The 19,828-nt window shown below is 57.3% G+C and carries 19 protein-coding genes; 15 read left to right on the forward strand and 4 right to left on the reverse strand.

The window, feature by feature from the left end; all coding sequences use genetic code 11:
- Positions 1-8: 8 nt before the first annotated feature.
- The 5 genes from Q1M54_RS07640 (at position 9) to Q1M54_RS07660 (ending at position 6,069) form a co-directional block, all read left to right on the forward strand.
- Positions 9-1,373: an aminotransferase class III-fold pyridoxal phosphate-dependent enzyme gene (locus Q1M54_RS07640; RefSeq protein WP_300555887.1), complete on the forward strand. Its 1,365-nt coding sequence runs from the start codon at positions 9-11 to the stop codon at positions 1,371-1,373.
- Positions 1,370-2,611 carry a Tm-1-like ATP-binding domain-containing protein gene (locus Q1M54_RS07645; RefSeq protein ID WP_300555889.1) on the forward strand — a complete coding sequence of 414 codons (1,242 nt, stop codon included), beginning with the start codon at positions 1,370-1,372 and terminating at the stop codon, positions 2,609-2,611. The genes Q1M54_RS07640 and Q1M54_RS07645 overlap by 4 nt, the downstream gene beginning before the upstream one ends.
- A gap of 9 nt (positions 2,612-2,620) precedes the next feature.
- Complete coding sequence (locus tag Q1M54_RS07650) at positions 2,621-3,289, forward strand: HAD-IA family hydrolase (protein WP_300555891.1); 669 nt, start codon at positions 2,621-2,623, stop codon at positions 3,287-3,289.
- A 156-nt stretch (positions 3,290-3,445) separates the two neighbouring features.
- Entirely contained in the window at positions 3,446-4,441 is a 996-nt protein-coding gene (locus Q1M54_RS07655; protein ID WP_300555893.1) for a tripartite tricarboxylate transporter substrate binding protein, read from the forward strand.
- Positions 4,442-4,503: 62 nt separating this feature from the next.
- Positions 4,504-6,069, forward strand: a complete 1,566-nt coding sequence (locus Q1M54_RS07660) for a malonyl-CoA synthase (RefSeq protein ID WP_300555895.1) — start codon at positions 4,504-4,506, stop codon at positions 6,067-6,069.
- A gap of 38 nt (positions 6,070-6,107) precedes the next feature.
- Here the strand turns inward: Q1M54_RS07660 and Q1M54_RS07665 are convergent, their stop codons facing one another.
- On the reverse strand, positions 6,108-6,551 hold the full coding sequence (locus Q1M54_RS07665; protein ID WP_300555897.1) for a universal stress protein: 444 nt from the start codon (positions 6,549-6,551) through the stop codon (positions 6,108-6,110).
- Positions 6,552-6,657: 106 nt separating this feature from the next.
- On the opposite strand from Q1M54_RS07665, the gene Q1M54_RS07670 reads away from it, so the two are divergent.
- From Q1M54_RS07670 to Q1M54_RS07705, 8 genes are all read left to right on the forward strand, one after another.
- Complete coding sequence (locus tag Q1M54_RS07670) at positions 6,658-9,060, forward strand: cation-translocating P-type ATPase (RefSeq protein ID WP_300555899.1); 2,403 nt, start codon at positions 6,658-6,660, stop codon at positions 9,058-9,060.
- A 9-nt stretch (positions 9,061-9,069) separates the two neighbouring features.
- On the forward strand, positions 9,070-9,207 hold the full coding sequence (ccoS, locus tag Q1M54_RS07675; protein WP_300555901.1) for a cbb3-type cytochrome oxidase assembly protein CcoS: 138 nt from the start codon (positions 9,070-9,072) through the stop codon (positions 9,205-9,207).
- 70 nt (positions 9,208-9,277) lie between these two features.
- Positions 9,278-10,717 carry a cytochrome-c oxidase, cbb3-type subunit I gene (gene ccoN, locus Q1M54_RS07680; protein WP_300555903.1) on the forward strand — a complete coding sequence of 480 codons (1,440 nt, stop codon included), beginning with the start codon at positions 9,278-9,280 and terminating at the stop codon, positions 10,715-10,717.
- A 13-nt stretch (positions 10,718-10,730) separates the two neighbouring features.
- Positions 10,731-11,357 (forward strand): cytochrome-c oxidase, cbb3-type subunit II, encoded by a 627-nt coding sequence (ccoO, locus tag Q1M54_RS07685; RefSeq protein WP_300555905.1) that lies wholly within the window; start codon positions 10,731-10,733, stop codon positions 11,355-11,357.
- A gap of 9 nt (positions 11,358-11,366) precedes the next feature.
- On the forward strand, positions 11,367-11,507 hold the full coding sequence (locus tag Q1M54_RS07690) for a cbb3-type cytochrome c oxidase subunit 3 (RefSeq protein WP_300555907.1): 141 nt from the start codon (positions 11,367-11,369) through the stop codon (positions 11,505-11,507).
- Between the two features lie 39 nt (positions 11,508-11,546).
- Positions 11,547-12,467 carry a cytochrome-c oxidase, cbb3-type subunit III gene (gene ccoP / locus Q1M54_RS07695; RefSeq protein ID WP_300555909.1) on the forward strand — a complete coding sequence of 307 codons (921 nt, stop codon included), beginning with the start codon at positions 11,547-11,549 and terminating at the stop codon, positions 12,465-12,467.
- A 125-nt stretch (positions 12,468-12,592) separates the two neighbouring features.
- Positions 12,593-13,975, forward strand: coding sequence for a cytochrome c oxidase accessory protein CcoG (gene ccoG, locus Q1M54_RS07700; RefSeq protein ID WP_300556043.1), 1,383 nt, complete (start codon positions 12,593-12,595; stop codon positions 13,973-13,975).
- Positions 13,976-13,998: 23 nt separating this feature from the next.
- On the forward strand, positions 13,999-14,280 hold the full coding sequence (locus Q1M54_RS07705) for a nitrogen fixation protein FixH (protein ID WP_300555911.1): 282 nt from the start codon (positions 13,999-14,001) through the stop codon (positions 14,278-14,280).
- A 38-nt stretch (positions 14,281-14,318) separates the two neighbouring features.
- Here Q1M54_RS07705 and fnr read toward each other — a convergent pair whose 3' ends face one another.
- Positions 14,319-15,038 carry a fumarate/nitrate reduction transcriptional regulator Fnr gene (gene fnr, locus Q1M54_RS07710; RefSeq protein ID WP_300555913.1) on the reverse strand — a complete coding sequence of 240 codons (720 nt, stop codon included), beginning with the start codon at positions 15,036-15,038 and terminating at the stop codon, positions 14,319-14,321.
- A gap of 206 nt (positions 15,039-15,244) precedes the next feature.
- Here fnr and hemN point away from each other — a divergent pair, with 206 nt between their 5' ends.
- Together hemN and Q1M54_RS07720 are read left to right on the forward strand one after the other, a co-directional pair.
- Positions 15,245-16,627 carry an oxygen-independent coproporphyrinogen III oxidase gene (gene hemN / locus Q1M54_RS07715; protein ID WP_300555915.1) on the forward strand — a complete coding sequence of 461 codons (1,383 nt, stop codon included), beginning with the start codon at positions 15,245-15,247 and terminating at the stop codon, positions 16,625-16,627.
- 74 nt (positions 16,628-16,701) lie between these two features.
- Positions 16,702-17,379, forward strand: coding sequence for a sulfite exporter TauE/SafE family protein (locus Q1M54_RS07720; protein WP_300555917.1), 678 nt, complete (start codon positions 16,702-16,704; stop codon positions 17,377-17,379).
- Between the two features lie 21 nt (positions 17,380-17,400).
- Here the strand turns inward: Q1M54_RS07720 and Q1M54_RS07725 are convergent, their stop codons facing one another.
- The gene (locus tag Q1M54_RS07725) at positions 17,401-18,213 is read right to left on the reverse strand and encodes a sulfite exporter TauE/SafE family protein (RefSeq protein WP_300555919.1); all 813 of its coding nucleotides are present in this window, start codon (positions 18,211-18,213) and stop codon (positions 17,401-17,403) included.
- A 4-nt stretch (positions 18,214-18,217) separates the two neighbouring features.
- Positions 18,218-19,735, reverse strand: a complete 1,518-nt coding sequence (locus Q1M54_RS07730; protein WP_300555921.1) for an acyl--CoA ligase — start codon at positions 19,733-19,735, stop codon at positions 18,218-18,220.
- Positions 19,736-19,828 lie beyond the last annotated feature (93 nt).

Consider the following 19,828-nt stretch of genomic DNA (forward strand, 5'->3'; position numbering starts at 1 on the left):
TAAATGACATGAACAACGACCAGCTCAAGGCCGACAACGCGCAATATCTCTGGCATCCCATGGCCCACCCGGGGGCGATGAAGAAATCCGCGCCCGACATCATCGCCAAAGGTGCGGGCTGCTGGATCTGGGACGTGGACGGTCACAAGATGCTTGACGGCGTTGGTGGCCTGTGGGCCTGCAACCTGGGCCACAGCAACAAGCCCGTGCGCGACGCCATCGTGGCGCAGATGGACGAGCTGCCTTTTTACAACGTGTTCCGCGGCACCACCCATGTGCGGGCGATCGAGCTGTCCAAACGTCTGGTGCAGTTGATGCAACCCGAGGGCGTGGCCACGGTGATGTTTTCTACTGGCGGCTCTGACGCGGTAGAAGGTGCCCTGAAAGTGGCGCGCCAGTACTGGAAACTCAAAGGTCAGGCCGACCGTTACAAGTTCATCAGCCTGCGCCAGGGTTACCACGGGGTGCACTTTGGCGGCATGAGCGTGAACGGCAACACCAATTTCCGCCGCGCCTACGAGCCGCTGTTGCCCGGTTGCTTTCACATCGACACGCCCTGGGCGTACCACAACCCCTACACCGATGACCCGATCCGCCTGGGCGAAATCTGCGCTGAGTTGCTGGAGCGCGAAATCGTGTTTCAGGGGCCGGACACGGTGGCGGCTTTCATTGCCGAGCCGGTGCAAGGTGCGGGCGGTGTGATCGTGCCGCCGCCCAACTACTGGCCGCTGGTGCGCCAGATTTGCGACAAGTACGGCGTGCTCTTGATCGCCGACGAGGTGGTGACCGGTTTTGGTCGCAGTGGCGAGCTGTTTGGCACACGCCTGTGGGGTGTGAATGCCGACATGTGGTGCCTGGCCAAGGGCATTTCTTCGGGCTATATCCCGCTGGGGGCCACAGCCATCAACCACCGCATTGCCGACGTGTTTGACGCCGACACCACGGGCACGGCCTCGGTCTCGCACGGCTACACCTACAGCGCGCACCCGGTCGCAGCCGCTGCGGCGCTGGCCACACTCGACCAGATCGAGGCGCTGGACATCCCCGGCCATGCCGCCCGAGTGGGTGAGCACCTGCAGACCCGCTTGCGCAAGCTGGTGGACACCTGCAGCTTTGTGGGTGATGTGCGCGGTGTGGGCCTGATGCTGGGCATCGAAATGGTGAGCGACAAGGCCAAACGCACGCCCATGACCCGCACCAGTGACATCCCGGCGCGGGTGGCTAAAGCCGCCTACAAGGCGGGTCTGATGGTGCGCATCTCCGGCCCCAACCTGATCCTGTCGCCGCCGCTGATCATCACCCGAGAAGAGATCGACTTCATGTGCGACGTGCTCGAAGGCGCGTTTGCCGCTGTGCAGGAGGGCCGCGCATGAAGAGCCCCGTCATCCTGATCGTCGGCACCGTCGACACCAAGAGCGACGAAATCGGCTTCATGCGAGAGCAGGTCCAGGCCGCAGGGGGCCGAGCATTGATCATGGACGTGGGTGTGCTGGCCAAAGGGCAGGTGGTCCCGGACATGGCCAACACCGCTGTGGCCGCAGCAGCGGGCGTGACGCTGCAGCAGGTGATGGACAGCGGCGACGAAAACAGCGCCATGGCCTTGATGGCCCTGGGCGCGAGCCGCTTGGCTGCCCAACTGCAGCGCGAAGGCCGCATGGACGGCTTGCTGGTGCTTGGCGGCACCATGGGCACCGACCTGGCGCTGGACGTGGCCAGCAGTTTGCCGTTGGGCGTGCCCAAGGTGGTGTTGTCCACCGTGGCGTTTTCGCCCCTGTTGCCACCCGATCGCATGCCGCCCGATTTGATGATGGTGCTCTGGGCCGGAGGCTTGTATGGCCTCAACAGCCTGTGCCAGTCGGCATTGGCGCAAGCCGCAGGCGCCGTGGTGGGAGCCTGCCGCGTGGCGCGTGTGCCGCGCTTTGACCGGCCGGTGGTGGGCATGACGTCTTTGGGCTCGAGTTGCCTGAAATACATGGTGCAACTGCAGCCCGAGCTGGACAAGCGTGGGTTTGATCTGGCGGTGTTCCATACCACGGGCATGGGGGGCAGGGCGTTTGAATTGCTGGCAGCACAGGGGCAGTTCGCCTGCGTGATGGACTTCAGTCTGCAAGAGCTGGTCAACCAGATGGGCGGCTCCGTGGTGAGCGCAGGCCCCGACCGCCTGATGGGCGCGGGCGGCAAAGGCGTGCCGATGATCGTCGCCCCCGGGGCGACCGATTTGGTGGATTACCCCGCATGGGGTCAGATGCCCGAGCGCTTTGCCGGGCGACCCTCGCACGACCACAACCGCCTGATCGCTTCGGTGGGCATTGATGCCGACATGCGCCGGGAGTTTGCCCGCGAGTTGGCCAGCCGCCTGCGCCGGGCACAAGGCCCGGTGCACTTGGTGTTGCCATTGCAAGGCATTCAAGAGTGGGACCGGGCCGGTGCACCACTGCACGATCCAGAAGGCCTGGCGGCCATGATGGATGAAATGGCGCAATGCGATTGGGGTTTGACTGAAGTCTCGCGCATCGACGCGCACATCAACGATGCTGCTTTTGTGCAGCAGGTGCTTGCAGTGTTTGACGATTGGCTGGACAAAGGGCTGTTGATGCCTGTGCGGGCATGAAAGCGATCCATGTCTGATGCGCTGAGACCTGAAGACAAGGCCCTGATTCTGGACTTTGGCGGCGTGATCAGCCGCACCCTGTTTGAAACCCACGCCTTGAGTGAAGCCGCTTTGGGCCTGCCTGCCGGCACGCTCACCTGGGAAGGCCCGTTTGCCCCTGAAACCGATGCGCTCTGGCAAGCCATGCAGGCCGATCAAATCAGTGAACGCGATTACTGGATGCAACGCACCCGCGAGGTCGGTCGCTTGTTGGGCGAAGAATGGACCGAGATGCAGACCTTTGTGCGGCGCGCTCGAGGGGCGGATGTACAGGCCGTGATCCGGCCCGAAGCAGTGGCGGTCATCCACCAGGCCAAGGCGCTGGGCTACAAGCTGGGCATTTTGTCCAATGAGCTGGATCTGTTTTATGGCGCGGATTTTCGCGCGCCTTTTCCCTTGCTCCAGCGGTTTGACGTGATTGTGGACGCCACTTACACCCAAATCCTCAAGCCCGACCCACGCGCTTACCAGGCGTGTTTGCAGGCCTTGGGGGTGCAGGCTGAGCACGCGGTGTTTGTGGATGATCAAGCACGCAACATCGAAGGCGCCAAGGCTTGCGGCTTGCAAGCGGTGACGTTTGACGTGTTTGAACCTGCACAAAGTTTCTCAAAGGCTATCCAAAGGCTTGCTACTTTATGAACACCTTTACCAAGTATCTGGGTGTCTTTGGGGCATCACTCAGGTGTCAGAAGACGGCCAATCTACTGGAAAACCCTAGGTCTTGCTGAACACCTTGATTCATTTGGAGTGCGTTGCAGTCTTTATGATGCGCCTACCATCATCAGGAGACTCACAATGAAAACAAGCATCACTTTGCGCCAACGACGCGATTTTTTGAAAGTCGTCTCAGTCGCCGCCGGCTCCCTGCCCATGTGGGCTCAAGCCCAGGGCGCATGGCCGACGAAGCCGATCAACATGATTGTTCCTTTTCCCGCAGGCGGAGGCACCGACGCCTTTGCGCGCCCCATGTCTGCTGCATTTGCCAAGCTGACTGGCCGGCAAATGATCATTGACAACCGCGGTGGTGCGGGCGGTACTTTGGGCGCTGGCATCGCTGCCAAAGCGACGCCCGATGGTTACAACTACTTCATGGGGGCCGTGCACCACACCATCGCACCCAGCATGTACCCACGCCTTGATTACGATCTGGAGCGCGATCTGATTCCCTTGATTCAAGTGGCGGCTGTGCCTCAGGTTTTGGTGGTCAACCCCAAGAAAATCACCTCGCCAGATTTCAAATCATTTCTGGAAATGCTCAAAAAGAACCCTGGCCGTCTGAACTACGGCTCTGCTGGTGGCGGAACATCGCACCATTTGGCCGGTGAGTTGTTCAAGCTGCAGACCAAAACCTTCATCACCCACATCCCATACCGTGGCGCAGGGCCCGCCTTGCAAGACCTGATTGCGGGCAACGTGGACATGATGTTCGATGGACTCGGGTCCTCGGCTGCCCACATCAAGGGTGGGCGCATCAAGGCCCTGATGGTCTCTGGCACCAAGCGCAATGCGGCTTTCCCAGATGTGCCTTGTTCGACCGAGTTGGGTTTGCCCGATTACACGGTCTCTACTTGGTACGGTGTATGGGCCCCTAGAGGCACCACCCCAGACGCACAGGCCAAAGCGATCGAAGAGTTCCGCCGTGCCTGCCAGACCGACGAAGCCAAAGCCGTGTGGGCCAACCAAGGCGCTGAATTTCCCAACCTCACGGGCGCTCAGTTCGAAGCTTTCATCAAAAAAGAATTGGCCAAGTGGTCCCAAGTGGTGAAGGCATCGGGCGCCAAACTCGATTGAGCTTTGGTCTGAGTTCTCCGGGCCTGTGATCAGGCCCTTTTTCACGTTTGATTTTTGCCATCATGACCCAAGACAATCTGTTTTCTGCCCTCAGGGCATCGTTTCCATCTGATCTGAAAACGGTGGCTGTTCAGACCGATGAAGGTCTTGAATACAGTTGGTTGGATTTGGAACGGTCCACCGCCATGGTGGCCAACTTGCTGCAATCCCTTGACTTGCCGGAGGGCAGCCGGGTGGCCGTGCAGGTCGAAAAATCCGTCGAAGCCTTGATTTTGTATTTGGCCACTTTGCGTGCGGGTTATGTGTTCTTGCCCTTGAACACCGCCTACCAAAGCGCTGAAATCGAGTACTTCATTGGCAATGCTGAGCCTGCTGTGGTGGTCTGCAGTGGTGTCAATTTTGGCTGGGTCAGCAAGATCGCCTTCAAGGCGGGTACGCAGCATGTCTTCACCCTGAACGAAGACCGAACCGGTAGCTTGCTTGACCGCGCGGCTTTGCAAAGTGACCGGCACACCCCGGTGCAACGCCACGCAGACGATCTGGCGGCCATTTTGTACACCAGCGGTACCACCGGGCGAAGCAAGGGGGCCATGCTCACGCACGGCAACATGCTCAGCAATGCGCTGACACTCAAGGACTACTGGGGCTGGACGGCAACCGGAGGGCCTACAGGCCAGGGGGATGTGCTCATCCATGCCTTGCCCATCTTCCATGTGCACGGTTTGTTTGTGGCCATCCATGGTGCGCTGATCAACGGCAGCAAGATGATTTGGATGGCCAAGTTTGACCCCAAGCGGGCCATTGGCTTCATGAGCCAGGCCACAGTGTTCATGGGCGTGCCCACGCTGTATGTGCGCATGCTGGCTGAACCTTCTTTGACCCAGGCAGCTGTTCAAAACATGCGTTTGTTCGTAGCCGGGTCGGCGCCCCTGCTGATCGAGACCTTCACCGAGTGGCAGCAGCGCACGGGCCACACCATTGTGGAGCGCTATGGCATGAGCGAAACCGCGATGTTGACCTCCAACCCCTATGCGGCAGACAAGCGCTACGCCAAGCAATCTGAGCGACGCGGCGGTACCGTTGGTTTTCCTTTGCCCGGTGTTGACCTGCGCGTTCATGGTGACGATGGGAAGCAGCTGCCCGTGGGTGAGATCGGAGCCATTCAGGTCAAGGGGCCGAATGTGTTCAAGGGCTATTGGCGCATGCCCGAAAAAACTGCCGAAGAGTTCACCGCTGACGGCTTTTTCAAGACAGGCGATGTGGGCAAAGTGGACGAGCGCGGTTACGTGACCATCGTGGGCCGCAGCAAAGACCTGATCATCAGCGGCGGTTACAACGTGTACCCGGCCGAAATCGAAGGCTACATCAACGACATGAAGGGCGTGGCTGAAAGCGCCGTGGTGGGCGTGCCACACCCTGACTTTGGCGAGGTGGGGGTGGCCGTGGTCACGCTCAAGACCGGCGCATCGGTGAAGCCTGAGTCCGTTCTGGCCGAACTCAAGGCCAAGCTGGCGAATTTCAAGATCCCCAAGCGCTGTTTTGTGGTGCCCGAGTTGCCGCGCAACACCATGGGCAAGGTGCAAAAAAACCTCTTGCGTGATCAATACAAGGGTCTTTTCGCATCCTGATACAGGACAGCTTGACCTGTCCGTCCCCAACCCCCGCCTTAGCGCAAGACTAACACAGGCACGTGCGAGTGGGTCAGCACTTGTTGGGTTTCACTTCCCAACAGCAGTCGCTTGATCCCCTTGCGACCGTGTGAGGCCATCACGATCAGGTCTGCTTTTTGTTTTTTGGCGGCGGCAATGATGGCATCCGACACCACATCGGACTTGATCACCAGCGACTTGATGGGAACGCTTTTGACTTTGGCCGATTTTTCCACCGTGGCCAATTGGGCCTGAGCGGCCTCTGTCCATTGCTTTTCGACCCGCGAAATTTCCTCGACAGACAGGGGAATGCTGCCCTCGAAGTAAGTCTGCGGGTAGCGTGGAACCACTTTGAGCGCGATCAACTCAGCGGCGCAGGTGGATGCCAGTTGAATGGCGCTGGCCACGGCTTTTTTGGACAATGCCGAGCCATCGGTGGCGACAAGAATGCGTTGGTACATGGTTGGCTCCTGGTGTGAAAAGAAAACCCCAGCATAAAAGAGCCGCAAACGCAGCCGCTTGATGCACATCAAGCTTTGAATGGGTCGGCTGGCGTATCTTTGAAACATGACACAAGTCAATGTTTTTTCGGGCCTTCCTTCGCACGCCGCTGAAACAAACGGTGTTCTAAGCGTGCATTCATCGCCCGACGCAGACGCAGCTCTCGATGCCGATGCCCGCTTGCAACTGCTCGATACCCCCGAGGAGTGGGCTGCATTCAGTTTTTCGAGCCAAAGTGAACCGGATAGATGGACCTCGAGTGTCGTCTTTGAAGGCATGCATTGCGCAGCTTGTGCGATCACGCTCGAAGATGCATTGCGGACCGTGCCCGGAGTGCAGTCGGCTCAAATCAGCGGTGCCAGCCACCGTGGGCAAATTGTTTGGTCTGCTGAGTTGACCCGTCCGTCTGAGTGGATGCGCGCCGTTGATCGCTATGGCTATAAAGCAGTGCCTGCCAACGACGCCCATGCCCACGCTATGCGGCGCGACGAAGCGCGGCGCATGGTCTGGCGTTGGTCTGTGTCGGCCATGTGCATGATGCAAGTCATGATGTACGCGACCCCGGCGTACCTGAGTGATCCGGGTGACATTGCCCCCGAGTCCATGCATCTGCTGCGTTGGGCGTCTTGGGTCTTGTCTTTGCCAGTGATTTTTTTCTCTTGCGCTCCGTTTTTGAGATATGCATGGCGCGACTTGCGTGAGCGAAAAATCAGCATGGATTTGCCCGTGGCTCTGGGCATGGTGGTGACCTTTGTGGTGAGCACTTTGGGCACTTTTGAGCCTCTCGGGCTGTTTGGTGCAGAGGTTTTTTTCGACTCCTTCACCATGTTCGTTTTCTTTTTGCTGACGGGACGATGGCTGGAGTTGCGCATGCGCGACCGCACAGCGGGCGCCTTGGAGGCGGTGCTGAACCGACTGCCTGAAAGCGTCCGCAAGCTTCAACCCGACGGCTGCTGGGTGCTCATGTCAGTTCGTCGTCTGCAAGTGGGAGATGTGATCGAGGTCTTGCCCGGCGAGGCTTTTGCAGCGGATGGCTTGGTGTTGAGTGGCCAGGCTCAAGTCGACGAAGCCTTGCTGACCGGGGAGTCGCGGCCCTTGGCTCGTCAAGCTGGAGACCGTGTGATCGCAGGGAGCCACAACCTGAGTGGCATTTTGCAGATCCAGATTGAGCAAATTGGCGCATCCACGCGTTACGCACAAATCGTGTCCTTGATGGAAAGTGCGGCCGTTTCCAAACCGGCCATGGCTTTGCTGGTGGACCGTTGGGCCAAGCCCTTTTTGATGGGCGTGATGTTGGCGGCGCTGGGCTCGGCCATCTACTGGTGGCCCACCGACCCCGCCCATGCGGTGATGGTGGCGGTGGCGGTTTTGATCGTGACCTGTCCTTGTGCCTTGTCGCTGGCCACGCCTGCGGCCATGCTGGCCACGGCTGGGGCACTCGCCCGCAGCGGTGTTTTGGTGCGTCGGCTCAGCGCTTTGCAAAATCTGGCGGGCATCGATACCGTGATTTTTGACAAGACAGGCACCTTGACGCGCGATGCATTTGAAGTGGTTCGCATCCACACCCGAGAAGGAGTGGGGCAAGCGCGGGCCTTGGACTTGGCGGGCACTTTGGCGCGCCATTCCTTACACCCAGTGTCGCGGGCCTTGTGGTCCAAAGCCCGGCGTCAAGCCCAAGCCGAGAGCCGATTGCCTGCGCTGGAGGCGCTGTCGGCGCACGAGCTGATTGAGCAAGCGGGGCAGGGTGTGCAAGGTGCTTTGAAGTGCCCAGGACAAGATGGCATGCTGTTTCGCTTGGGCTCTGCCGCTTTTTGCGCTGCACCGCCTCTCGCTAGTCACCACTTGCAAGTGAGCTTGGCTGACGCATCGGGATGGATGGCCAGCTTTGAGTTGGCCGAAGAAATCAGACCCGAGGCTGCGCGCGTGGTGCGTCAACTGAAACAGCTGGGGTTGCGCTTGAAAGTGCTGTCTGGCGATGGCCAAGCGGCAGTGACCCAAGTGGCGCATGCGGTGGGCATTTCAGAAGCGCAGGGCTGTTGCAGCCCCCAATACAAACTGCAAGCACTGCAGGCCTTGCAAGCCCAAGGTCACAAAGTGGCGATGGTGGGCGATGGCTTGAACGACGGTCCTGTATTGGCCGGGGCCGATGTGTCTTTTGCCTTGGGACAAGCCGTTCCATTGGCGCAGTCCAAATCAGACTTTGTGCTGATGAGTGGACAACTCGATGTGCTGGTCAGTACGGTGCAGCGCAGTCGCCAGACCCTTCGCATCGTCCGGCAAAACCTGTGGTGGTCGGCCATTTACAACGCTGCATGTGTGCCGCTGGCCGTCGTGGGTTGGTTGCCCGCATGGGCGGCGGGTTTGGGCATGGCACTCAGTTCACTGGGGGTTGTGCTCAATGCGCTGCGCCTGTCCAAGGCCTTGCCCGAAGTGTTGACGACACCGGATGCAGCCCATCCATCCACTTAATTCAACAACATGGACATCCTTTATTTGTTGATTCCTTTGTCGGTGGCCTTGGTGTTTTTCATCTTGGCGGGTTTGTGGTGGGCCATCTACCGCGGTCAATTTGAGGACATCGAGGCCGAAGGCGAACGAATTTTGCGTGACGATTGATTTCGATCAAGTCCTTGCAATGTACGCCCGTGCACACTCGTTTCGAAGATTTTAAAAACAAGAGGTGAAAATGAAATTTGCCAATATGCAGGCGACTTCGTACAACGACAAGGTGGTCAGACAGTTCGCCATCATGACGGTGGTCTGGGGTGTGGTGGGCATGCTGGTCGGCGTGATCATTGCGGCCCAGCTGACTTGGCCGGAGCTCAACTTCGGCATTTCTTGGCTCAGCTATGGGCGTCTTCGGCCCTTGCACACCAACGCGGTGATTTTCGCGTTCGGAGGTTGCGGCTTGTTTGCCGCCGCTTATTACGTGGTGCAGCGCACCTGCAACGTGCGCCTGATCAGCGACAAGCTCGCCGCTTTCACCTTCTGGGGCTGGCAATTGGTCATCGTCTTGGCGGCCATCTCTTTGCCCTTGGGATTCACCAGCGGCAAGGAATACGCCGAGCTCGAATGGCCGATCGACATCCTGATCACACTGGTCTGGGTGGCTTTTGCAGTGGTGTTTTTTGGCACCATTGGCACACGCAAGGTGCGTCACATCTATGTGGCCAACTGGTTTTTTGGGGCCTTCATCATCGCCGTGGCATTGCTGCACATTGTCAACAGCGCGGCCTTGCCTGTGGGCATGATGAAGTCTTACTCGGCCTACGCGGGCGTGCAAGACGCGATGGTGCAATGGTGGTACGGCCACAACGCGGTGGGCTTCTTTTTGACGGCCGGTTTCTTGGGCATGATGTATTACTTCATCCCCAAGCAGGCTGAACGTCCTGTGTATTCGTATCGCCTGTCGATCGTGCACTTCTGGGCGTTGATTTTCACTTACATGTGGGCGGGTCCCCACCATCTGCACTACACCGCCTTGCCCGATTGGACACAGTCGATCGGCATGGTCTTCTCACTCATTTTGTTGGCCCCCAGCTGGGGCGGCATGATCAACGGCATCATGACCTTGTCGGGCGCTTGGCACAAACTGCGTGATGACCCGATCCTGCGCTTTTTGATCGTGTCTCTTTCGTTCTACGGCATGTCGACTTTTGAAGGCCCGATGATGTCCATCAAGACCGTCAACGCGCTGAGCCACTACACCGACTGGACCGTGGGCCATGTGCACTCGGGTGCTTTGGGTTGGGTGGGTCTGGTGACCATGGGCTCCATGTACTACCTGATTCCCCGCCTGTTTGGTCAAAAGCAGATGTACAGCGTCAAGGCCATTGAAATCCACTTTTGGACGGCCACCATCGGCATCGTGATCTACATCGCAGCCATGTGGATTGCCGGTGTGATGCAAGGCCTGATGTGGCGCGCCATCAACGCGGACGGCACCTTGACCTACACCTTTGTGGAGTCCGTCAAAGCCACTTACCCGTTCTATGTGTTGCGTTTGCTCGGTGGTTTGCTGTACTTCGGCGGCATGTTGATCATGTTGTGGAACACCTTCAAGACGGTGACGCAAGGTCGTTCGGTGGAAGTCCGAATCCCCAATCTCGAAATCGCACACGCCTGAGGAGAAATCAAACATGGCTCAAAACCAAAAATCAGGCGGCTTGTCGCATGAGAAAGTCGAAACCAACAACTTCCTGATGATCGTGCTGATCCTGCTGGTTTTGTTGGTGGGTGGCATGGTTGAAATCCTGCCACTGTTCTTCCAAAAATCAACCACCGAGCCGGTGCCGGGCCTCAAGCCCTACACCGCGCTTCAAGTGGTGGGGCGCGATGTGTATGTGCGCGAAGGCTGCTACAACTGCCATTCGCAAATGATTCGCCCCTTCCGCGCCGAAACCCTGCGCTACGGCCCTTACTCGCTGGCGGGTGAATTCGTCTACGACCGGCCATTCCAGTGGGGCTCCAAGCGCACGGGCCCCGATCTGGCCCGCGTGGGCGGTCGCTACAGCGACGAGTGGCACCGCATCCATTTGACCAACCCGCGCGATCTGGTTCCTGAGTCCAACATGCCGGCCTATCCGTGGCTTGAGAAAGCACCTGCCAGTGCTGCCTCCATCCAAGCCCATATGAACGGCTTGCGCACCTTGGGTGCGCCATACAGCGACGAAGAAATTGCCAAAGCACCTGAAGCGGTGAAAGACAAGACCGAGCTGGACGCCGTCATCGCCTACCTGCAGGTGCTGGGTACCCACCGCAAATAAGGAATTGTCATGGACATCAACACCATGCGCTCTGCCGTGACCTTGCTCGCCTTTTGCTGCTTTGTCGGCATCGTGGCGTGGGCGTGGTCGCGCCGCAACCAGGCCGAATTTGACGAGGCGGCACAACTGCCGTTTCGCCAGGACGACTGAGCCATCCTCCAGCACAAAAAACAATACCAAGGAATCTCCATGAGTGACTTCATCAGCAATTTCTGGCACGTGTATGTGGCCGGCATCACGCTGTTCAGCATCATCGCCTGCTTGGCTTTGCTGTGGTTCAGCGGCAAGGCCAAGGCCATGACGGCCAACGACAACACCACGGGGCACGTTTGGGACGGTGACCTGCGCGAGATGAACAACCCGCTGCCACGCTGGTGGGTGGGATTGTTCGTCATCACCATCATTTTTGCTTTCGTTTACCTGGCCATGTACCCGGGCGCAGGCAGCTTCGCAGGTAAATTTGGTTGGTCTTCGGCCGGTCAGTACGAGGCCGAAGTGGCCAAAGGCCATGCCGAAGTGGCGCCGCTTTACGCCAAGTTTTCTGGGATGCCGCCCGAGCAAGTGTCCAAAGACCCGCAGGCCCTGGCCATTGGTGATCGTCTGTTCATGAACAACTGCGCCCAGTGCCACGGCTCTGACGCACGCGGCAGCAAGGGCTTCCCCAATTTGGCAGATGCCGATTGGTTGTATGGCGGCACGCCAGATGCCATCAAAACCACTTTGGTACAAGGCCGTGCCGGCAATATGCCGCCCATGGCCGCAGCCGTGGGCACGCCCGAAGACGTGCGCAACTTGGCGCACTACGTGCTGAGCATGTCGGGCAGCCCACACGACTCCTTGCGTGCATCGCTGGGCAAGTCCAAATTCGGGGTCTGTGCCGCTTGCCACGGCATGGACGGTAAGGGCAATCAAGCCATGGGCGCACCCAACCTGACCGACGACATCTGGTTGCACGGCTGGGGAGAGAACGCCATCGTGAACATCATCAACAACGGCAAGCTCAATCAGATGCCCGCACAGGCCGATAAGCTGACCGAAGGCCAGATCCATGTCCTCGCGGCGTATGTCTGGAGTTTGTCCAACAACGCCGTGGCCAAAGTCACCAAGTGATGACAGCCATTGCAGCAGGCCGTGTCCGCTGCAAAAACTGATCCAAGGTTTGCACGTTGCCTACTTCCGATAAACCATCCTCCCGCGGTGTCATTCCCATCGCGCCTTTGCCAGTCGAAGGGGAGATGGTGTCTTTGTACCAAGCGCAGCAAAAAATTTACCCCCGCAGCGTGCAAGGCATGTTTGCGCGTTGGCGTTGGTTCACCGTGTTCGTCACGCAATTGGTTTTTTATGGTTTGCCATGGCTGGAGTGGGGTCAGCGACAGGCGGTTTTGTTTGATCTGGGTGCGCGCCGCTTTTATATTTTTGGTTTGGTGCTCTACCCGCAGGACTTTATTTACCTGACCGCTTTGCTGGTCATCTCAGCGCTGTCGTTGTTTTTGTTCACGGCAGTGGCTGGGCGGTTGTGGTGTGGCTTTGCATGCCCACAAACCGTTTACAGCGAGGTCTTCATGTGGGTCGAGCGCCAGTTTGAGGGCGACCGCTCAGCCCGTCAACGTTTGGACGCGGCGCCCATGAGCTTCAACAAGCTGTCGCGCAAAAGCGGTAAACAAGCGGTTTGGCTGTCGCTGTCTTTGTGGACAGGTTTCAGCTTTGTCGGCTACTTCACGCCGATACGCGATTTGACCGCGTCGATCCTGTCCTTGGGTTTTGGCCCTTGGGAAATTTTCTGGATTCTTTTTTACAGCTTGGCCACCTATGGCAACGCTGGATTCATGCGCGAGCAAGTCTGCAAATACATGTGCCCTTATGCACGCTTTCAAAGCGCCATGTTCGACAAGGACACTTTGATCGTCACTTACGACGAGGCGCGTGGCGAGCCGCGTGGTGCCCGCTCCAAGAAGGCAGACCCCACAGCCCTCGGGCTGGGCTCTTGTGTGGACTGTACTTTGTGCGTTCAGGTCTGCCCCACGGGCATCGACATTCGCAAAGGCTTGCAGTACGAGTGCATAGGCTGCGGCGCTTGTGTGGATGTGTGCGACACGGTCATGGACAAGGTGGGCTATCCGCGTGGCTTGGTCAAGTTTTCGACACAAAACGCGCTTGACCATGGTTGGACTTGGGGACAAACGGTTCGGCGAATTTTTCGGCCTCGTGTGCTCATTTACACCGCTGTGTTGTGGGCCATCATCATCAGCGTTGGTGCGTCTTTGTGGTTGCGCTTGCCGTTCAAGGTGGACATTGAGCGCGATCGCGCCACCATGGCTCGTATCGTGGCAGGCGGCAAGATGGAGAACGTGTACCGTCTGCAAATCATGAACGCGGCAGAGCAAAAATTGACGTTCGACCTACAGGTCGACGGCTTGCTGGGCCTGAGTCTGGTCAGTGAAACGGGCGTGCAAGTAGCGGCAACCGAATCGCGCTGGGTCTCTGTCCGTTTGCAAATGCCCTATGAGGCTGCAGCACCAGGTTCGCACCCGATTGATTTTCGCATTCAGGCGACCTGGCCAGATGGCCAATCGGCCGGTTTTTTGAGTGAAAAAACCGTGTTTTTGGTTCCCCGTTGAATGACTTTTTTGGAAAGACAAGCATGATCCATGCAATGAAGAACCCCCAAGATGGACTGCCATGGTGGCGATTTGGCCTGGTCTGGATGGTGTTTGCGGGCCCCGCGGTGGTGGTGGTGGCCGGGTTTACAACGCTCTACATTGCGGTGAGCCACCCTGACCCTGTGATCACGGTCACGCCGCGGACGGCGATGCAAGAGCGCCAAGGCATCACCCATGCGCCTGCCATGCAAGGACGCAACCATGCCGCGACGGGTGAGTTGCCTGAGCCTGCTGAGTCTTCATCTGAGCCCACCAAACCTTGAAGTTTGGTGGTCCAGGGCCTCAACCCAGCTTGAATATTTCAGTTGCAGGCGTTGTGGTTGACCAACCGTTGCAGACCATCGCTGTCTAGGATGCGGACGTGGCGTTGTTTTACTTCGACCAATCCGTCGTCGACAAATTTTGAAAAAGTGCGACTCACGGTCTCAAGCTTCAGGCCCAAGTAGCTCCCGATTTCTTCACGCGTCATGCGCAGGACCAGCTCAGACTGCGAGAAACCCCGTGCATGCAGGCGTTGGACCAAGTTCAACAAGAAAGCAGCCAAGCGCTCCTCCGCACGCATGCTGCCTAAAAGCAGCATCACGCCGTGCTCGCGCACGATTTCACGGCTCATGATTTTGTGCACATGGTGTTGCAGAGCAGTCACTTCGCGAGAAATTTCCTCGATCCGATCAAAAGGCATCACACAGACCTCTGCGTCCTCCAGGGCCACCGCGTCGCAGCTGTGCTGGTCGTTCACGATGCCGTCAAGGCCTATGATTTCGCCCGCCATCTGGAAACCCGTGACCTGGTCGTGCCCGTCTTCGGTGGCCAGGCAGGTTTTGAAAAATCCAGTGCGAATCGCATACAAAGAAGTGAACTTGTCGCCGTTGGTGAACAAGGTGGTGCCTCTTTTGACCTTTCGCCGAACGGCGACCAAGTCGTCTAGTCGGTTCAAGTCATGGTCATTCAGGCCCATGGGCATGCACAACTCGCGCAAGTTGCAGTTGGAGCAGGCGACTTTGATGGCTTGTGGATTCATGTTTTATCCAATGTAAAAAAATGAATTTGCTCTGGATCAAGTCTTGAGCTTAAGGCCAAAAATTGACGTATGTTCAGCCTGTACCCGATATGGACTGGAAATCATCGGAAACCGGTAGCTTGTTTGATTTGGGTCAATACTTGGGCTGGGTCTGAAAGGCAAAGTCGTGACATTGTTTGGCACACGTTTTACCAAGGGGCAGACACATGTCCGTCATCACGCCTGAATTGTTGACACGCTTTGATGTATCTGGACCGCGATACACCTCTTACCCCTCTGCTGACCGATTTGTAGAGGCATTTGGCCAGGCCGATTACATCCAGGTTTTGCAGCAACGCCATTGCGGCCGTGTGGGGCAGCAGTCGCCCTTGTCCTTGTACGTTCACATTCCGTTTTGTGAATCGCTTTGTTATTACTGTGCTTGCAACAAAATCATCACCCAACACAAAGACCGGGCAGCCACGTATCTGCGATACCTCACGAAAGAGGTGATCCTGCACAGCCAACATCTGGGGCTTGGTCAGCCGGTGAGCCAATTGCACCTGGGTGGGGGCACGCCCACCTTCATGAGCGACGAGGAACTGCGTCAACTCATGGCCATGTTGCGGGCGCACTTTGCTTTTGTTCCCGGGGGTGAATACTCGGTTGAAGTCGATCCGCGTACCGTGGATGAGGGCCGTTTGGCTGTGTTGGCCGAGTTGGGCTTTAACCGCCTGAGTTTTGGCGTTCAGGACTTTGACCCTGCCGTACAAAAAGCGGTGCACCGAATTCAACCGGCCGAGCAAGTTTTCCAGCTGGTTGAAGCCTCACGCAGATTGGGTTTTGAATCGGTCAATGTGGACCTGATATACGGTTTGCCCTTGCAAACTCCCGCGTCTTTTGACCGGACATTGGCACAAATCAAAAGTCTCAGGCCTGACCGAATCGCACTCTACGCTTACGCGCATTTGCCGGATCGTTTCAAGCCGCAAAGACGCATACACGCGCAAGACTTGCCGGTGGGTGGCGCCAAGGTGGCCATGTTGTCGCGCTCGCTCGATGCCTTGACCGAGGTGGGCTACATCTATATCGGCATGGACCACTTCGCCTTGCCAGATGACCCATTGGCGGTGGCGAAAAGGCAGGGTCGTTTGCACCGAAACTTTCAGGGCTACAGCACCCAAGCCGATGGCGATTTGATCGCTTTGGGCATGTCCTCGATTGGCCGTGTCGGTTCCACTTACAGCCAAAACGCCAAGACCATGGAAGAGTATGTCGACGCGTTAGACCAGGGCCGTTTCCCTGTGGTCAGGGGGGTGGCGCTGTCACGCGACGACCTGATTCGCCGCTCGGTCATCATGGCCTTGATGTGTCAGGGTCATGTGCAATTCGAGTCGATCAACTTGGCTTGGCTGGTCGATTTCAAGATGCTCTTTGCCAAAGAGTTGTGCCAACTTGAAGACCTGCAAGCCCAGGGATTGGTTCAACTGAGCGAGACGGGCATTCAGGTGACACCAACAGGGTGGTTCTTTGTGCGGGGCGTGGCGATGGTGTTTGACCGCTACCTTCAGGCGGACCGAAATCGCCACCGGTTTTCCAAAATCATCTGAGCTTACAAGCCTCCCTGTTTGACCAATCTGGGCATCGTTGACAATGACCAGATGGACCTACAACTGAATTCACCATGCAAAGCTCTTTGGCCATCACGGCCCTGATGATGGGGGTTCTCGGTGGGCCGCATTGCGTGGCCATGTGCGGCGCTGCCTGTGCGGGCTTGGGCCAAGCCGCTGGAGAAAGACGTGCGCAGGCCATGTGGGCCTTCCAATTTGGTCGCTTGGGTGGCTATGCGCTTTTGGGTGCCTTGGCTGCTGCCAGCATACAGGGCTTAGGGTGGCTGACCACGCAATCGGCCGCCATTCGCCCCGTCTGGACTTTGCTGCACCTGACGGCCTTGGTGCTGGGCTTGCTGCTCATGCTGCAAGCCCGTCAACCTGTGTGGCTGGATGCCGGTGCGCGCCGTTTGTGGGCGCGCGTGCGTGCCTTCAACACCCGCTGGGCGCGCGCTGCACCGTGGATGGTGGGCGGGCTGTGGGCCTTGATGCCATGCGGTTTGCTTTATTCGGCCCTGATGGTGGCTGCCCTGACCAGCCAGCCGCTAGAGGGTGCAGCCACCATGGCCTTGTTTGCCCTGGGCAGCAGCATCAGCCTTTGGGCAGGGCCTTGGATTTTTTTGCGCATGCAAACCCTGGGCGACGGATCTTGGGGCATGCGCACAGCGGGGTTGGCTTTGACCAGCGTGTCCGGTTGGACCTTGTGGATGGGGCTGGTTCATGACCAAGCGCCTTGGTGCGTCACTGGATGAGACGCATGTCCAACCACCCCGTCAAGTAGCACTCATGCCTTTGTTGAACATGTAGACCGCAAGAAACACCAAGAAGAAAGAAAACACCCTTTTCAATTTCTTCACCGGGAGTCGATGTGCCGCTCTGGCACCGAAAGGGGCCGTCAAAACGCTGAAGCATGCAATGACCACCATGCCAGGTAGCCAAATATAGCCAAGTGACCAGTCTGGCAGGTTATCCAGTTTCATACCGCTGATGACAAAGCCGGTGACATTCGCAAGTGCAATGGGAAATCCCAAAGCAGCGCTGGTGCCAATGGCGTTGTGTATGGCCACGTTGCACCAGGTCATCAAAGGCACACTGACGAAAGCTCCCCCAGCGCCAACCAAGCCAGACAGCAGCCCGATCAGACCACCCATGCCCAATTGACCTGCGAAACCCGGCATTTGACGTGATGGTTTTGGTTTTTTATCCAAAAACATTTGAAAGGCAGAAAAAGAGACAAACAGACCAAACAAAATGGCCAATGTGGCGCCTTTTACAGCTACAAAAATCCAGAGGCTGGCCATGGCACTTCCCAGCACAATGCCAGGCGCTAAACCTTTGACCAAGTCCCATCGCACAGCGCCCAACTTTTGGTGGGTCCTCACGCTAGAGACCGATGTGAACAAAATGGTCGACATGGACGTCACAATGGCCATTTTGATGGACAGATCGTCAGCGACGCCCATGTTGCCGAGTAAAAAACTCAACACTGGAACCATCATCAACCCACCGCCCAAACCCAACAAGCCAGCCATGAACCCAACAACCGTGCCAGTCAGGGCCAGTTCTAAAAAGATTTGAGCTTCCATGGGTTTAGGCCAATCCGAGTTTCTGAGCCATGCCAATGCGTTGCAATTTACCAGTAGCCCCTTTGGGAATTTCTTCCATCAGCAAAACTTTACGCGGCACTTTGAAATCGGCCAAACGTGTGGCCGTGTATTCGCGGAGTTCTTTTTCAGTGGCCGACATGCCTTCGCGCAGAACCACGGCAGCGCCGACTTCCTCACCCAACTTGTCATGAGGGATGCCAAAGCAAACGACCTGTGCAACAGCAGGATGGTCCATCAAAACTTCGTCGACTTCGCGCGGGCTGATTTTTTCTCCACCGCGGTTGATGATTTCTTTGAGTCTGCCTGTAATGCTGACATAGCCCTGTGCATCCAAGACGCCTTGGTCACCCGTTCTGAACCATCCATTGCTGAAGGCTTCCGCGTTGGCTTTGTTGTTGTTCTCATAGCCAGGGGTGACGTTGCTGCCGCGGATCACAATTTCGCCAGTGCTCCCTACCGGCAATAAATCACCCTCTGCACTCATGATGGCAATTTCGGGGCCTGCAGCCAAGCCGACGGTGCCTGGTTTTCTTTGTCCAGGCGGCAGCGGATTGCAAGCCATTTGGTGGGCCGCCTCGGTCATGCCATAAGCTTCGATCACTGGCGCATTGAAGGTGGCTTCGAGCTCTGCCAAAACCTGCGGCGGTAACGAAGAGGATGATGAACGAATGAATCGAAGTGGCACCCTTGAAATGATTTCTTTGTTGTGGGCCGATCTGGACAAAATAGCTTGGTGCATGGTGGGCACTGCGGTGTACCAAGTGGGCTTGACTTCGTCCATTTGGCTGAAGAACTTCAAGGCATTGAACCCGCTGGTGCAAAAGACTTCCCCGCCTTGAGACAGCGGCGCCAAGATGCCGGCAATCAGGCCGTGAATGTGGAAGAGGGGCATGACATTCAAGCCGCGATCGGAACTGGTGAAGCGCGTACTTTGGGCAATGTTCTGCGCTGAAGCAGTGACGTTGCGGTGTGTCAGTGGAACAATTTTGGGGCGCGAGGTGGTGCCCGATGTGTGAAGCACCAGGGCCACGTCGTCAGGCTGAGCTTGACCAGGGTGCTGTGCCGCCTTTGGCGAGAGGCCATTCATGTTCAACGTGAAAGAGCCAGCGCCCATCGTCGGTGTGGGTTCTAGTTCGATGAGTGCGATACCCATTTTGGCGGCGACTTCCACTGCAGGGCTGTTCGAACCTTTTTCAACGACCAAGGCTTTGGCGTTCAAGTCATTGAGATAAAACTCGAATTCATCGGCGCGGTAGCTGGGGTTGAGGGGCGCTGAGGTACAGCAACAGGCCACGGTCACAAAACTGGCCGCCATTTCTGCGCTGTTGGGTAAAACGAGCGCCACACGATCGTTCCGGCCAATACCAACTTGGTTGAATTCTTTTTGAACATAGTTATTCAGTTTCATTAATTCTGAATAACTCATAGGCGCACTGTTGGCAGCGGTCAAACAAACAGACTCAGAATTACCAAAAGCCAAAAGTTCATGGAGGGTTTTCATGGATGAAAGATAAAAAAGTGTTGTTGAACGGATTTTTTACTCGACAAGATACAAATCATTCTAGTACGATACTAACGAGTCAAATAAATTACC

It is taken from the genome of Limnohabitans sp. Rim8 (assembly GCF_943326455.1).
Classification (GTDB): domain Bacteria; phylum Pseudomonadota; class Gammaproteobacteria; order Burkholderiales; family Burkholderiaceae_C; genus Limnohabitans_A.

Excerpts from the sequence above, each read along its gene's own strand:
- Q1M54_RS07665 (WP_300555897.1), bottom strand. The coding sequence starts at position 6,551 with ATGTACCAACGCATTCTTGTCGCCACCGATGGCTCGGCATTGTCCAAA.
- Q1M54_RS07645 (WP_300555889.1), top strand. The coding sequence starts at position 1,370 with ATGAAGAGCCCCGTCATCCTGATCGTCGGCACCGTCGACACCAAGAGC.
- hemN (WP_300555915.1), top strand. The coding sequence starts at position 15,245 with ATGTCCGTCATCACGCCTGAATTGTTGACACGCTTTGATGTATCTGGA.
- Q1M54_RS07725 (WP_300555919.1), bottom strand. The coding sequence starts at position 18,213 with ATGGAAGCTCAAATCTTTTTAGAACTGGCCCTGACTGGCACGGTTGTT.
- Q1M54_RS07660 (WP_300555895.1), top strand. The coding sequence starts at position 4,504 with ATGACCCAAGACAATCTGTTTTCTGCCCTCAGGGCATCGTTTCCATCT.
- Q1M54_RS07720 (WP_300555917.1), top strand. The coding sequence starts at position 16,702 with ATGCAAAGCTCTTTGGCCATCACGGCCCTGATGATGGGGGTTCTCGGT.
- Q1M54_RS07640 (WP_300555887.1), top strand. The coding sequence starts at position 9 with ATGAACAACGACCAGCTCAAGGCCGACAACGCGCAATATCTCTGGCAT.
- ccoN (WP_300555903.1), top strand. The coding sequence starts at position 9,278 with ATGAAATTTGCCAATATGCAGGCGACTTCGTACAACGACAAGGTGGTC.
- fnr (WP_300555913.1), bottom strand. The coding sequence starts at position 15,038 with ATGAATCCACAAGCCATCAAAGTCGCCTGCTCCAACTGCAACTTGCGC.
- Q1M54_RS07655 (WP_300555893.1), top strand. The coding sequence starts at position 3,446 with ATGAAAACAAGCATCACTTTGCGCCAACGACGCGATTTTTTGAAAGTC.
- ccoS (WP_300555901.1), top strand. The coding sequence starts at position 9,070 with ATGGACATCCTTTATTTGTTGATTCCTTTGTCGGTGGCCTTGGTGTTT.
- Q1M54_RS07690 (WP_300555907.1), top strand. The coding sequence starts at position 11,367 with ATGGACATCAACACCATGCGCTCTGCCGTGACCTTGCTCGCCTTTTGC.
- ccoO (WP_300555905.1), top strand. The coding sequence starts at position 10,731 with ATGGCTCAAAACCAAAAATCAGGCGGCTTGTCGCATGAGAAAGTCGAA.
- Q1M54_RS07705 (WP_300555911.1), top strand. The coding sequence starts at position 13,999 with ATGATCCATGCAATGAAGAACCCCCAAGATGGACTGCCATGGTGGCGA.
- Q1M54_RS07670 (WP_300555899.1), top strand. The coding sequence starts at position 6,658 with ATGACACAAGTCAATGTTTTTTCGGGCCTTCCTTCGCACGCCGCTGAA.
- Q1M54_RS07650 (WP_300555891.1), top strand. The coding sequence starts at position 2,621 with ATGTCTGATGCGCTGAGACCTGAAGACAAGGCCCTGATTCTGGACTTT.
- ccoG (WP_300556043.1), top strand. The coding sequence starts at position 12,593 with ATGGTGTCTTTGTACCAAGCGCAGCAAAAAATTTACCCCCGCAGCGTG.
- Q1M54_RS07730 (WP_300555921.1), bottom strand. The coding sequence starts at position 19,735 with ATGAAAACCCTCCATGAACTTTTGGCTTTTGGTAATTCTGAGTCTGTT.
- ccoP (WP_300555909.1), top strand. The coding sequence starts at position 11,547 with ATGAGTGACTTCATCAGCAATTTCTGGCACGTGTATGTGGCCGGCATC.